The following is a 14,745-nucleotide window of genomic DNA, read 5'->3' as shown; positions in this document are numbered from 1 at the left end:
TAAGCATCCACGCCACGCGAATGTAGGAGCGCACTTGGGCGCGACCATCCAACGGAGCGGCACTCCCTCACGTGACGGTCGCGCATAAATGCGCTCCTACAGAAAACCAAAGGCCACTCATAAGGAACGGCCTTTGCTCTGGATCTCGGGCATTCTTCCTCGCTGCACCCGTGCAGCGCGCTGACCTTGTGGGAGCCCACCCTGTGGGCGACTGCAGCAGCTCGCCGGTATCGCTCCGTCAGGTTGTCGCGCACAGGGTGCGCTCCCACACGGAAGCATCCACGCCACGCGAATGTAGGAGCGCACTTGGGCGCGACCATCCAACGGAGCGGCACTCCCTCACGTGACGGTCGCGCATAAATGCGCTCCTACAAAACCAAAGGCCGCTCATAAGGAACGGCCTTTGCTCTGGATCTCGGGCATTCTTCCTCGCTGCACCCGAGCAGCGCGCTGACCTTGTGGGAGCCCACCCTGTGGGCGACTGCAGCGCCTCGCCGGTATCGCTCCGTCAGGTTGTCGCGCACGGGGTGCGCTCCCACACGGAAGCATCCACGCCACGCGGATGTAGGAGCGCACTTGGGCGCGACCTTCCAACGGCGTGGAACGCCATCACGTGGCGGTCGCGCACAAGTGCGCTCCTACAGAAAACGAAAACCCGCTCACGGGGAGCGGGCTCTTGTTTGCAGCACGGACGCCTGCCTTACTCGTACACGTGCAGTCGATTGAAGATCCACGCGTGGTACGACTTCACCAGATCCGGCTGCGCGCAATCGGTGTACAGGCCATTGCAGCGCGTGCGCAATGAAATGGCTGCCGAGAAGTACGGATCGGTCGGCAGGTCGGCCGCCTGCAGCACCATGCTCGGCAACAGGGCGATGTCGAGCATCGGGTAGTGCGGCATGGGCGCCGCCTGGAAGTTGCTCTTGATCATGTAGTAGGTGAGGTAGTCCTTGTACGAGGACAACCCATCCGGCCACGTGCGCGGCATCTCCTTGATCAGGCCGCTGAACGACGGCTGGTGATCGCCGAAGTGCACGATCACCGTGGGCTGCGCGCGATCGAGGAAATCGTGCTCCAGTCCGTGCATGGCCATATCGGAATTGTGCAGGTTCGACAGGTAGGTGTTGAAGTTCAGCGACTCGCGCGTGGGCAGGCCCTTGAGCACGCCCTTGTTGAACGGCGCCGGCAACGACGACATCGGATCGGTGTCGTGCGGGCCGTGCTGCGCCAAGGTCAGGATCATCACGAACACCGGCTGGCCCGGCTTCTTCACCTTGTCGTAGACGCGCTTGGCGGCGTCGAACATCTGCTTGTCGGTTTCTTCCCACTCTTCCAGGCCAAGCTGGCTGGCGTCGTAGAACTGATCGAAGCCGTAAGCCTTGTACGCGTTGCGACCGTTGAGGAAGGCGCCGTTGGTGGGGTAGATCGCCACCGTGAGGTAACCCAGGCGCTGCAGCTGGCGTGGCAGGCTATCCTGCACGTGCGGTGCGAGCACGTACGGTGCGTACATGCCGCCGGGGCCGAAGATGTCCTGCGGCATGCCGGTAAGCGTGGCGAACTCGCTCACCCACGTGCCGCCGCCGAAGGTATGCACGCGCATCGGGCCAGTCGAACGCGTACGCGGGTCGGTATTGAACATCGCCACGCGACACTCGGGGATGTTGCACTGAGTGAAGTTGGACGGGTTGAAGGTGCTTTCTTCCAGCACCTGCACGATGTCCGGATACGATTCCGGCGAACGCGGAATGGCTGCCGGTTCGCCCGATGCCGTGGCGCCCCAGTCCTGTTCGGCCTGCGCGTCGTCACCCATCTCGGGCATGCGGATGTCCGAGTCGCTGAAGTTGACGAAGAAGTTGGTGATCTGCGCGTCGTCGGAAAGTTTTTCCCACACGTTCTTCGCATGCACTTCGGCGAACGGCCCGTTGGGAAGCAGGCACACCCAGAATGCGATGGCCCATACGGCCATGCCGCTCAGGCGCATGGTCCACGCGCGGCTCGGCTTCACGTTCGCAAACAGGCGACGATCAAAGCGCCACACCGCCCACAGCGCCAGCGGCGTCACGATGCACACCACCACCGACAGCATCCACAGATGCGGATAGTGGCCCAGCGTTTCGAGCAGGCTGCTGCGCGCGTAATAGACAAAGTCCGCCGGCATCAGCGGCGAATCCAGATAGCGCAGCTTCATCACCGAAAGGAAGTTCAGCCCGAGGAACAGGCCGCCACTCACCACCAGCGCCGTGGCGGGGCGCGCGAAGGCCGACAGCAGCACGCCGAACGCGCAGACCATCAACGCGATCACGAACGCCTGCTGCAACAGCGCAGGCTCGCGCATGGCGGTCATGTTCACGCAAAACAGGAAGAAGGCCGTGGCCACCAGCCAGGGTCCACTCTTTCGCAGGAAGCGAAGCGGTTGTTGCGGCATATGAAGCGAAGGCCCCCTGTTCGGCCCGGTGTGTCATCTGGGTGCAATTCTACGTTCTCGCCACTGTCACATGCACAATGGCAGGCAACGGACAAACGGCGCCCTCATGGGGTTCAGCGGCCGTTGCGCCGGCAAGGCGACATGCCGATCTGCTAGGTTTCCCGCTTTATCCCCCATGGACAGGCCATGACCCACCGTCTCCTTCCCCTCGCCGCCCTGGCCGCCGCCGTCCTGGCGGGCTGCGCCAGCCAGTCGACCAGCCATTCCGGCGCCGCCCTGCCTGACGGCAGCCACGCCCAGGTGGCCATCCTGGAAACCACGGATGTCCATTCCAATGTGCTGAGCTACGACTATTACAAGCAGCGCGAGGACAGCTCGGTGGGCTACGAGCGCGTGGCCACGCTGATCCGCCGCGCCCGTGAGCAGTACCCGAACAGCTTCCTGTTCGACAGCGGCGACACCATCCAGGGCAGCGTGCTGGCCGACTACCAGGCCCAGGTGAAGCCGGTGGGCTGCCAGGAAGAACTGGGCATCTACCGCGCCATGGACGCCATGGGCTACGACGGCGGCACCGCCGGCAACCACGAGTTCAACTACGGCCTGGGCTTCCTGTCCCAGGTCACCGGCACGCCGATGAACGTGGACGGCGGCCACACGGACCGCTGCGCCGGCCCGCATTTCCCGCTGGTGCTTTCCAACGTGTACAGCGCCCGCGACGGCGCACCGATCTTCAAGCCGTGGACCGTGGTGACCAAGGACATCACCGTCACCGAGCCCAACGGCAGCACGCACAAGGTGCCGCTGAAGGTGGGCATCATCGGCTTCACGCCGCCGCCGATCCTGGAATGGGACAAGCAGAACCTGGCCGGCAAGGTCACCGTGACGGGCGTGGTGGAAGCCGCGCAGAAATACCTGCCGGAACTGGAAGCGCAGCATCCGGACCTCGTCGTCGCCGTGCTGCATGGCGGCCTCAATACGGCGCCCTATACGTCCGACATGGAAAACGGCGGCTGGCATCTGGCCGGCGTGCCCGGCATCGACGTGCTGCTGCTCGGTCACTCGCACACCGAATTCCCCGGCCCGCACTACAAGGGCATGAAGGACGTGGACGCCGAGCGCGGTTTCGTGCGCGGCAAGCCGGCCGTGATGGGCGGCTTCTTCGGCAAGGACCTCGGCGTGATCGACCTGGCCTTGCAGCGCAAGGACGGCCATTGGGTGATCGACGACGGCCAGACGCACAGTGAAGTGCGCCCCATCTGTCCGAAGAAGAACGACTGCGTGCCGGCCGATCCGGCCATCGCGCCGCTGGTACAGCAGGCGCACGAAGCGGCCGTGCAGTACGTGAACACGCCCATCGGCGAAACGCGCGTGCACCTGAGCAGCTACTTTGCCGACGAAGGCAACATGACTGCACTCGCGCCGATCAACGCGGCCATGCGCGACTACGTGCAGAGCGAACTGCCCAAGCTGCATCCGGAACTGGCGAAGCTGCCGGTGCTCTCCGCCGCTGCCGCGTTCCGCACCGGCTTTGGCGGCCCGGATGACTACACCGACGTCGCCGTGGGCCCGCTCACGCTGCGCAGCGCGGCGGACCTGTATTTCTATCCGAACACGCTCTCGGCCGTGAAAGTGGATGGCGCCGGCCTCAAGGCGTGGCTGGAAAAGGCCGCCGAACGCTTCAACCAGATCGACCCGTCCAAGACCGGCGAACAACAGCTGATCGGCGACCGACTGCCCGGCTACAACTTCGACCAGATCCAGGGCGACCTGAGCTATCAGATCGACGTGACCAAGCCCGCCGGCGAGCGCATCGTCAAGCTCACCTTCAAGGGCAAGCCGATCAAGCCGGACCAGCTCTTCATCGTCGCCACCAACAACTACCGCGCCAGCGGCGGCGGCAACTTCCCGGGCCTGGACGGCAACAACATCGTGCTGGCCGCGCCCGATGGTGCCCGCGAGATCCTCGCGAAGTGGCTGCAGAAGAAGCAGACGCTCACCGCGAAGGACCTGCCCGCCGCTTCCTGGCACTTCGTGCCGGTGAAGACGCACGGCGACGTCGTGTTCAAGGCTGCCGTCAACAAGCAGGACGTGGCACGCGAAGCCGGCCTGAAGAACATCCGCCAGCTGAAGGACAACGGCGACGGCACGGCCGAATACGCCATCGATCTGTCGCACTAAGGATCGGCCCTGACAAAATAGTCTCACTGTCGGGCGGGCGCTCTCGGTAAACTCTGCCGGGGCGCCCTTGTTTAACGACTTTATTACCCTTCAGCGGGTTTCGTCCGCGTGGCACGCCCTGTGCGTCAAGGGACCGGCCGCGCGCGCAGGTTATTCCACGCAGGGAATAGCCTGTGCAACGTAAGCAGACATGCAGAGAACGGCCATGAAGTCCTTGCTGGACACCAAGCAGCTGGCAGCGATACGTCGACGATTGCTGCAGATGCACCACGAAAGCGGCGTGGGACACATCGGGGGGAATCTTTCTTCCATCGATGCGCTGGCACTGCTGTTCAACGAACACATCGGTGAACAGGACTCTTTCGTACTTTCCAAGGGACATTCCGCGGGGGCGCTCTACATCGCGCTCTGGAGCGCGGGCAAGCTGCAGGAAGAAGACCTGCGCACCTTCCACAAGGACGACACTTTGCTCGCGGGTCACCCTCCCGCGACAGGCATTGCGGAGATCATGTTTGCCACGGGCAGCCTTGGCCATGGTCTGTCCCTGGCGGCAGGAACCGCTTTGGCGACGCGCCTGAAAGGCCAGCAAGGGCACACCTTCTGCCTGACGTCGGACGGCGAATGGCAGGAAGGTTCCACGTGGGAAGCCTTGATCTTCGCCGTGCATCAAAAGCTCACGAATCTCACCGTCATGGTGGACCACAACGGTCTTCAGGGATTTGGGCACACCCAGGAAGTGGCTTCGATGTTTCCTCTCTTCGAGCGAATCAAGGGTTTTGATCTCGATCTGCATGTGGTGTCGGGTCACGACCTCGAGGCCATGCGATCCGCCCTGAATGCCAAGGCAGACCGCCTGAAGGTCATCGTGCTCGAAACCACCAAAGGCAAGGGTGTGTCGTTCATGGAAAACCGCATGGAATGGCATTACCTGCCGCTCAAGGAGCCGCACTATTCCCTTGCGATCGAGGAACTCAACCGCGTATGAGAAAGCAGTTGTGTGATGCGCTGGTTGCACGCGCAAGCAGTCCGCAAATGATTTTTCTCACGGGCGACCTGGGCTTCATGGCCCTGGAGCCCTTGCAGGCGGCACTGGGGGAGCGGTTCATCAATGCCGGTGTTGCCGAGCAGAACATGGTCTCTGTTGCCGCCGCCATGGCACGCCAGGGACTGGAGCCTTGGGTGTATAGCATCGCGCCGTTCTGTTACGCCCGCCCTTTCGAGCAAATCCGCAACGACGTCACGTTCCACAATCTACCGGTCCGGCTGATCGGCAATGGTGGCGGCTACGGTTACGGCGTGATGGGTCCTACGCATCACGCCATCGAGGATTACGGCGTCCTGTTGACGCTGCCCAACCTGCGCGTTTTCGTGCCGGTGTTCGATGAAGACGTGCCCACCGTCATCGAGCGCATCGGCCAGGAGGCCAGCGCCGTCTACCTAAGACTCGGCCGCGGCGAGCAACCTGCCGACTATGCCGTCCCGGACTATTCACCCTGGCGGCGACTGGTGCATGGGCATGGCATGCCGGTCGTTGCGGTTGGACCGCTCGCCACCACCTATATAGCCGCACTCCAGGCGCTCCCCGAGCAGGAGCGCCCCAGCCTGTGGGCGATAGCGGAGCTGCCGCTGGGTTCCCAGGGATTGCCCGAGGCACTCATGGACGCGATCAAGGCACACGGAAAAGTCTGTGTCGCCGAGGAACACGTCGCGCGTGGTGGCTTTGCATCCGAGCTGAGCCTGTACTTGATGCGAAACGGCGTGGCCGCTCGCATGCTGCACCTCCATGCCAAGGCCCATCACTACGACAGGTACGGGTCTCAAACATATCTGCGCGCGCAGTCCGGCCTTGACCCGCAAAGCCTTCTGGACGCCATTGAAGGTATCTGAACCCAATGACTGATTTGACCCAGCACATTCGCGCGCTGAAGGGCCCCATTCTCGTCACGGGCGCTGCAGGATTCGTGGGAGCCAACCTGTTTCGAAAGATCTTCGAGCAGCGCCAGGATGTCCACGCCGTCGTACAGACCGTGCGCAACTGGCGCCTTGAAGGCATTCCCGACGCAAACATCATCGGCGCCAACGTCAACGATTCGGCTGCGCTGAAGCACCTGCTGGACCAGGTCGCACCGCAGACCGTCTTCGATTGTGTCGCCTACGGCGCCTATTCTTTCGAGCGGGACCCGGGGCTCATCTACGAGACTAATTTCCAGTCCATCGTCAGCCTGACTACCTTGCTGAAGGAACGTGGCGTCGCTGCCTTTGTGCATGCGGGAACGTCGTCCGAGTATGGCAACAACAGTGCCGCGCCCGACGAAGACGCTACGTGCCTGCCGAACAGCCACTACGCGGTATCCAAGGTGGCCACGTCGGAATATCTTCGCTACATGGGCAAGCATCATCGCTTCCCATGCGTCAATCTCCGCCTGTACTCCGTCTACGGCCCTTTGGAAGACGGCTCGCGCCTGATTCCCAATTTGTTGCACAAGGCGTTGTCGGGATCGCTTCCGCCGTTCGTCGATCCCAAGACGTCGCGTGATTTCGTGCACGTCGATGACGTCAGCGCGGCATTCATCCTGGCAGCGGTCAAGATGAATCCGGACCTGTACGGCGAAAGCTTCAACATCGGGTCGGGCCAGTGCACGACCATCGCCGAACTCGCCCAGCTGACCCGTGACGTCTTCCATGTGCAGGAGGAACCCAAATTCGGCGCCATGGAAGGAAGAACCTGGGATCTCGCCGACTGGTTTGCCAATCCGGCCAAGGCGGCCCGCATGCTGGGATGGCAGGCCAGCATTCCCCTGGCCACCGGATTGCGTACCACTGCAGATTGGGTTTCGACGCTGACCGAGGACGATCTCAAGCAGCGCTCCAAGCAGGTATCGAACAAGCGCCGCCGCATCATCTCGGCCATCATCGCCTGTTACAAGGACGAGCCCGCCATTCCCATCATGTACCAACGGTTGAAGGAGACCTTCCTTCGACTCGGCGTCGATCACGAAATCATCTTCGTCAATGATTGCAGTCCGGACAACAGCGCCGAAGTGATCCGCCAGCTATCCGAGCAGGACCCGCACGTCATCGGCATTTCGCACTCGCGCGACTTCGGTTCGCAGATGGCCTTTCGCAGCGGCATGGAGCTGTCCTCCAAGGACTCCGTCGTGCTTCTGGATGGCGACCTGCAAGACCCGCCGGAACTTATCGCCGAGTTCTACCAGAAGTGGGAGGAAGGCTTCGACGTGGTCTATGGGCGACGCGTGCAACGCGAGATGCCCTGGCACTGGGGACTGTTGTACAAGGCGTTCTACCGCGTCTTCGCTGCCTTCAGCTACGTCAACATACCGCTGGATGCCGGCGACTTCTCGCTGATTGACCGAAAGGTCGTGCAGTGGCTGCTTTCCTGCCCCGAACGGGACCTGTTCATGCGTGGCCTGCGCGCCTATGTCGGCTTTCGTCAAACGGGTGTCGATTACGTTCGCCCGGAAAGAATGTTCGGACGAACAACCAACACGTTTTCCAAGAATATCGACTGGGCCAAGAAGGGAATCTTCTCCTTCAGCAATGTGCCACTGACGATGCTCACGACAGCGGGCCTGACATTGCTGGTGCTGTCCATCATCGCTGCGGTGGTTGTCGCTGTGCTAAGGCTCGTCTGGCCCGATATCGCTCCCCGCGGAATAACCACGCTGCTGATCACCATCCTGATGTTCGGCTCGCTCAACCTTTTTGGCCTGGGGCTGGTCGGCGAATACATTGGGAAAATCATGCTCGAGGTGAAGGGGCGACCGCGACTGATCCGTTCAGGGCTTATCAGGCATGGCGTTGTGACGGAGCAGAAGCCTCATCTTTGATGAGCGCGAAGCATCAGCCTGCACCGAACACCGACGTCCACGCCACTCATCCGACCCGTGAATCACCCCATGACAACGGAACCGCAGAAACAAGGCATGCACCTTTCGGAACGCTTGTCCCGCTCCTGCCCCGTTTGCGGGGCATCGCCGGAACATGCCCGCGAGTTCCTTGCCGAGCAGATTGATCCCACGCGTCTCAATACATTCAGTTTCGCGTCGCGCAAAGAACCCGAATTTCTCAACTACCACATGGTCCAGTGCGCCACGTGTGACCTTGTGTATGTCGATCAGCCTCCGTCTCAAGAGGCATTGGCCGATGCCTACCACGTCGCCGACTATGACAGTGCCGAGGAGGCCGTTGATGCGGCCACCTCGTACCTGCGCGAGATGCAGTCGCTCATGGCACGCCTGCACCAGGGGGCAGCACTCGAAATCGGCACGGGCACCGGCATTCTTCTCGATGGCCTGAAGGCCGCGGGCTTCGCCAGCGTTGCAGGCGTGGAGCCGTCCGCGTCCGCCGTCGCGGCGGCTCCACCGTATCGCCGCGCATGGATTCGGGAAGGCATTTTCCATGAGAAGGATTTCGAACCCGAGTCCTTCGATCTCGTGTGCTGTTTCATGACCATGGAACACGTTCGCGATCCACTGGACATTGCCCAGTCCGTGCTTCGCCTGCTCCGGCCCGGCGGCGCCTTCGTCACGGTCACCCACGATTACCGAAGCATCGTCAATCGTGCGCTGGGCCGGCGATCGCCGATCATCGACGTAGAACACATGCAGCTGTTTTCGCCTCGCAGCATCACTGAGTTGTACACGCGTGCGGGCTACACGGACGTACACGCCAAAGCATTTGCCAATCGCTACGCACTGTCCTACTGGACACGACTGCTTCCGATCCCCGCAGGCATGAAGCGGCGCCTGATCAAGGCCCAGAACGCGACCGGACTCGGCCAGTGGCGGCTTGCCTTCAACGTTGGCAACACCATGGTGACCGGTTTTCGGCCAACGGAGACCGCGGGCAGCGCCCGATGAATCATGGCCGGCGCTTCGTCCGCTTTGTCATCGTCGGGATATTCAATTCGGCGTTCGGGCTTGGTGTTTATGCGCTGCTGATCCGCCTGGGTCTTCCCGTATGGGCGGCACTCATCGCGGCGAACATAGCGGGCGTTTCATTCAACTACGTCACCACCGGCAAGTTCGCTTTCTCCCATCGCGGCACGAATCGCTTCCCAAGCTTCGTGTCCATTTACCTGTTGTGCTACGTGCTCAACTACCTGGCAATTACGGTGCTTGTGCGCATGCATCTGGGCCCCGTAACAAGCCAGGTGCTGCTCACGCCTTTCATGGCTATCCTCAACTATCTGCTGCAGTCGCGATTTGTATTTGCCCAGGACAGAACTCCCTCACCTGGGGTGCAAAGCAGTGATGGGAAGGACTGATCTTGTCAAAAGACCATGCGTAGATACCTGACCAGTCCAGCTTCCTGGGCCATATTGCTCGGCATTGCCGCGACGATTGCCTGCCTTGCGTGGGAGGTTCGGACGGGTTTCAACCTGGGGGATGAAGGCTACCTCTGGTACGGCATTCAGCGCATAGGTTTCGGAGAGGTCCCCATACGCGACTACCAGGCGTATGACCCTGGCAGGTACTACTTCAGCGCAGGGCTGCTTCATTTGACCGGCACGCACGGCATCCTCGCCGTTCGTTACACCATCGCCTTGCTCCAGGCCATCGCGCTCAGCTTCGCACTGGCGTGGCTGGCACGAGTCCACGATCGACGAGGCATGCTTCCCTACCTCGTGCTATGCGCTGTGACGCTCGCGATCTGGATGGTTCCGCGACACAAGTTGTACGACATTTCGATTTCCATCGGCTTCGTCTGCGCACTGGCCTGGTGGATCACCCATCCCACAACCAGGCGATCCTTCCTGGCCGGGGCGTTTACCGGCCTGGCTGCCTATTTCGGCCGAAATCACGGTATCTACGGACTCGCGGCAGGTATCGGTGCACTTATCTACCTGATGCTGGACCGGCCAACACGGGCACTCTGGCTCCGGCACGTGGGCGCGTATTTCTCAGGCGTTATCGTCGGGTACATCCCGATGTTCGCCACGATGCTCTTCGTCCCGCATTTCACGGCCTCCCTGATAGACAGCGTCAGGCTGATCTTCGAAGTGAAGAGCACCAATCTTCCGCTCCCGCTTCCCTGGCCCTGGAAGGTGCACTTCGAAAGCGCGGCCCTGGTGGAATCGACACGCGCTTTTGTCATTGGACTGATCTTTCTTTTCTTGCCTGCCTTTTGCTTCGTCGCGTCGGCCATCGTCTTTCTTCGGCGCTGGCAAGGCAAACCCCTTCATCCTCTCGTGGTGGCCAGCGCACTCTGCGCCATCCCCTATACGCATTACGCGTATTCGCGAGCGGACGTCAGTCATCTGGCACAGGGCATTTTCCCCGCATTGATTGGCGTACTGGCAATGTCTGCCACAGCGAAAGGCTTGGCAAAATATGGGTTACCGTTAGCGATCTGCGCGCTCAGCGTATTTGCCGTCATGCCCCAGCACCCGGGCTGGCAATGCCGCGTATCGGGCCATTGCACTGACCTTGTCATCGGTAACGACGTACTTTCCGTGGACCCTGGCGTGGTTTCCAATGTCACGCTGCTGGGCAGGCTCAAGACTGACCTTGCGCCCGCCGGGCGCAACCTGTTTGTCGCACCGCTGATGCCCGGCGCGTATGCCGTGCTCGGGGCAAGGTCGCCGACCATGGAAAGCTATACCGCGTGGAAACGTTCGCAGAATTTCCAGCAACAGGAACTGGATCGCCTGAAGGCCGCCAATCCCGGCTTTCTGATGATCATGGATGTCCCGCTCGATGGTCGCGATGAACTGCGTTACCAGAATACGCATCCGCTGATGGATCAATACATCAAGAACAACTATGAAGAACTGAGCGGATATACCAACGATCCGACCTATCACATATACCGAGGCAAGCCCCTGGAATGAGGCCGAAGCGCCGGGCATCAGCCCTTGGTCGCTCGCACGAAATACCCCAGGGGGTCTTCCTTGGCGCCCGCACCGACAGCGTCAGCGATGTGCGCCACGCACAGAAAACTGAGCGTCACCGGCACAAGCCCTATGAACAGCGGCAACGTCCACAAGCTCCTCAAAAGGTTTCGGCTCGGCATCAATCGGGCATTCAGGACAATCAGCTTGTTGGCAATGACCAGGATGTCCGTTCCCCGCTCCCGTACATCGACTTGCGAGAAGCCGCCCGCCCTGAACAAGTCAAGCAGGCGTTCTCTCGTGAACCGGTGGTAATCGTGGGGTATGTGATGGCGTCGTGCTGACCACGGCACGGTGAGCAGCAGCGTGGCACCGGGCTTCATGCATCGCGCAATTTCAGTGATGAGCGCATCAGGCTGCTCCACATGCTCAAGCACTTCGATACAGATGACGCCATCAAACTCGCCGTCGCCGAACGGGATCGTGCGACCGTCGTAGTAGGTAATGTCGGGGCGTTGCGCCTGCATGCCGAAATCATCGGCATTGCCCACGTCAATCCCGTGATACGTGGCATTGGCAGGAAGCCATTCCCGCCACGGTGATTCCCCTGCTCCAACATCCAGCACGCGCCCGCGCAACGTGGCCATGGCCGGGCGCAAATACTCGGCGATGGTCTTCATTTGAAGATCGACCAGACAGCGAATGGCAAACATCCACCGACTGTCGGAGGGGGCCTTCACGGAGATGGGTTTGAACGATTCCTGGGTCATCGGCGGGTTCAATTACGACAAGATGGCGACGCGATCCATCAAAGATCGCTTGCAAGCGGTTCAAGGCTCGAGTGTATGACCATTGTGCCGCACGGGCGTGCCGCGCCGGAACGTGTTCCTGAGTGCCACGAGCATTAGCAGCAGGGCGATGGCACCGAACATGGCATGGCCAAGCCATGCCCAACGAATCCAGGGACGGAACGTGGCCTTCACCCTGTCGGCTTCCGGCGGCAACACGATGCCTTGGAAAGCGCCATTGACCAACACCGGCCTTGCGCTTATCCACGTTTCACGTACACGAACCTGCATGCGCCACTGCGCGTTGTAGCTCTGGCTCATGACAAGGACGGATGGCGTATCCAGGTGATCGCGCAACGCCAATTCGACATCATCCCCGCGGTCTCGAACCAGGGAGGCCGCCTGCGGCGTGATGGCCGAAGGGTCAGCTAGCGTCACGGCATCGCCTTCTTGCCGGACCCGACTCATCGGCACGCGCACGAAGGAACCCCAACGATGCTTTACGCTGTACACCAATAACCCATTGAAGCTCCCATCCCATTCGACCAGCGGTGAGTTCACCGGCTCCCTGGTGACCAGGGCACCAATGTTGGACAGCATGAAATCCATCGACCCCACGCTGCCCGCATCAATCGCCCGATTCGTTCGACCGTAGTTGGCGCTCTCGCCACCCAGCCGTCGAATGAGTTCCTGATAGCGGACTGGCGAGAGGCTGTCATAGGTATGCACGGATCGCAGGAGCATTTGTGCATTCATGTTTGCCGGCATGAAATCGTCGGCAGATTTCAGCACCGCGTAACGCGATCCATCCGACAGCAGGTGCTGCAACTCGGTCGTCAACGGCGAGGATTGCACGATAGCCTTGCGCGACTGAACCAGCAGTTCGGTTCGATCGAATACGCTCAGATGAAACAGGACGACCAGGACGTAGAGCACGATCCATCGCCGTTGCAGCGCGACCCACATGACGGGCGCGTAGAGCGCAAAAAGAAGCGTCGTACGATATGAGGCAACGCCGTTCAAATGATGGGACACCGCCACCGCGTTGGCCAGAAGAAGTCCATAAAGAACGGTGGCCAGCAGTAGCCGAATGAACCGGGCGCGTTGCCCGCCCGCCGCATCGCCCGACGACGAGGCCACCTTTGGGGCAAGCAAGGCATCCATGCTGATCGCGGCGATCATCACCAGCGGCACGATGGCATGCACGCTGGGGACAGAGCGGGAAAGCCCCAGCCCCAGATATTCCGCGCCAAAGGCAAAAACAGGTGCTGATGCATCCGCCAGAACCATGGCCAATACGGCAAGCCACCATCCCCATGTGCGCCGCCACGGCGCCGCGCAGAGCAGAAACACCACAAAGGGCGCCAGGCTGCGCCCATTGAACAGGGGAGAAAAATCGGTTGCGATCGGGTCCCCCATGACTTGCGGAAACGTCCAGAACGCCACGAAGCGGCTCCAATCCCATGCACTTGCCATGGGTGGAAGATTTGCCCGGAGGAATTCAACACTCGGGTGCATGCGTGCCGACTGCGCCGTGGCTATCCAGGTATCCATGACGGCAGGAAACGCTGCCAGGCAACCGACGCATGCGGCAGATGCCAGTCCTGCAGACAAGCGGACCATGTCCCGCCCACGTCGGGGAAATTCAGGTAGCCGCCAATAGAGGTAAACAAGGAAGCCGGCAGCCAGGTAGACGTGATACACCACCATGACCGGATACGCCGACATGACCTGGCTGTAGACCGAGAACGCGATGATGGCCCACGACAGCAAGTCTGGCTTCCGCACGTATCGCACAAGGCCGTACAGCGCGGCCATGGTCCATCCGTAGGCCGCGGCGAACATGGGAAAGGTGACCCAGTAGATCAGGGAGGGAGAAACACCCAGCCCCAGGGCAGCCAGCAGTGCAGCGGGCGGTGAAAGGGCCAACTCCCGCGCCAGAAGAAACGCGAAGCTGCCGGCGAGAAACGCGGCGAGCAACGCTATGAGCGTCACATAGGTGAACGCGTCCTTGGTCAGCAGCGAAATGATCGCATTGGGCAGGTAAGCCGGACTGAGGTCCGACATGTGCGAGGTAGGTCTTCCCAGCTCGTTGTAGGGCGTCCATGTGGTCAACCAACCCGAACGCTGTCCTTCGAGGAAAACCTTGCTTTCCGTGACATGCACCAGCGTAAAGTCGCTGAACTTGTAGTTTTCCTTGCGATGGCTCTGCACCGCCGGTTGAACCGCCAGGAATGCCTCCTGGCGGCTGGGCGAAATCACCTTGCCGCCCGTCATCGCCTGTGAAAACGCCACAAGGAACATCGCGACATACAGAAGGAAGCACTGGCCATAAGTCAGTCCTTGACCTCGAGCAGCGAGGAAACGATGCATCTATGCGCCCTTCTGGATCACCCCTGTGGACAAGGAAATATAATGGAAGGGCTCCAGGGGTGGGCCTGCCTGCAGTAGGCCTGGTTCCACCGCACCCCCCGACGGCAGGCCCATTGCCGCCTTTCCAA

Annotated in this window: 10 protein-coding genes; 7 read left to right on the top strand and 3 right to left on the bottom strand. The window is 61.1% G+C overall.

Features of this window, described 5'->3' with window-relative positions; all coding sequences use genetic code 11:
• Positions 1 to 700 precede the first annotated feature (700 nt).
• The gene (locus DK366_RS14600) at positions 701 to 2,425 is read right to left on the bottom strand and encodes a sulfatase-like hydrolase/transferase (protein ID WP_109126285.1); all 1,725 of its coding nucleotides are present in this window, start codon (positions 2,423 to 2,425) and stop codon (positions 701 to 703) included.
• A 186-nt stretch (positions 2,426 to 2,611) separates the two neighbouring features.
• Between DK366_RS14600 and DK366_RS14595 the strand changes: the two genes are divergently transcribed.
• The 7 genes from DK366_RS14595 (at position 2,612) to DK366_RS14565 (ending at position 11,456) form a co-directional block, all read left to right on the top strand.
• Positions 2,612 to 4,603 carry a bifunctional 2',3'-cyclic-nucleotide 2'-phosphodiesterase/3'-nucleotidase gene (locus DK366_RS14595; RefSeq protein ID WP_109126284.1) on the top strand — a complete coding sequence of 664 codons (1,992 nt, stop codon included), beginning with the start codon at positions 2,612 to 2,614 and terminating at the stop codon, positions 4,601 to 4,603.
• Positions 4,604 to 4,808: 205 nt separating this feature from the next.
• On the top strand, positions 4,809 to 5,588 hold the full coding sequence (locus tag DK366_RS14590; protein ID WP_109126283.1) for a transketolase: 780 nt from the start codon (positions 4,809 to 4,811) through the stop codon (positions 5,586 to 5,588).
• Positions 5,585 to 6,490, top strand: coding sequence for a transketolase (locus DK366_RS14585; protein ID WP_109126282.1), 906 nt, complete (start codon positions 5,585 to 5,587; stop codon positions 6,488 to 6,490). Before DK366_RS14590 ends, DK366_RS14585 begins: the two co-directional genes overlap by 4 nt.
• Positions 6,491 to 6,495: 5 nt before the next feature.
• Positions 6,496 to 8,451, top strand: coding sequence for an NAD-dependent epimerase/dehydratase family protein (locus DK366_RS14580; protein ID WP_109126281.1), 1,956 nt, complete (start codon positions 6,496 to 6,498; stop codon positions 8,449 to 8,451).
• A gap of 69 nt (positions 8,452 to 8,520) precedes the next feature.
• Complete coding sequence (locus tag DK366_RS14575; RefSeq protein WP_232821062.1) at positions 8,521 to 9,483, top strand: class I SAM-dependent methyltransferase; 963 nt, start codon at positions 8,521 to 8,523, stop codon at positions 9,481 to 9,483.
• Positions 9,480 to 9,890 (top strand): GtrA family protein, encoded by a 411-nt coding sequence (locus DK366_RS14570; RefSeq protein ID WP_109126280.1) that lies wholly within the window; start codon positions 9,480 to 9,482, stop codon positions 9,888 to 9,890. Before DK366_RS14575 ends, DK366_RS14570 begins: the two co-directional genes overlap by 4 nt.
• A 15-nt stretch (positions 9,891 to 9,905) precedes the next feature.
• The gene (locus DK366_RS14565; RefSeq protein ID WP_157956555.1) at positions 9,906 to 11,456 is read left to right on the top strand and encodes a hypothetical protein; all 1,551 of its coding nucleotides are present in this window, start codon (positions 9,906 to 9,908) and stop codon (positions 11,454 to 11,456) included.
• A gap of 17 nt (positions 11,457 to 11,473) precedes the next feature.
• Here the strand turns inward: DK366_RS14565 and DK366_RS14560 are convergent, their stop codons facing one another.
• A complete protein-coding gene (locus DK366_RS14560; RefSeq protein WP_109126278.1) occupies positions 11,474 to 12,226 on the bottom strand; it encodes a class I SAM-dependent methyltransferase in 753 nt (250 codons plus the stop codon).
• Between the two features lie 60 nt (positions 12,227 to 12,286).
• Positions 12,287 to 14,617, bottom strand: a complete 2,331-nt coding sequence (locus DK366_RS14555) for a hypothetical protein (RefSeq protein WP_157956554.1) — start codon at positions 14,615 to 14,617, stop codon at positions 12,287 to 12,289.
• Between the last annotated feature and the right edge of the window lie 128 nt (positions 14,618 to 14,745).

The organism is Dyella sp. C11, from assembly GCF_003121485.1.
GTDB lineage: Bacteria > Pseudomonadota > Gammaproteobacteria > Xanthomonadales > Rhodanobacteraceae > Dyella.
The sequence above is the reverse complement of the archived record's forward strand: the minus strand, read 5'-3'. Positions and strand labels throughout refer to the sequence as shown.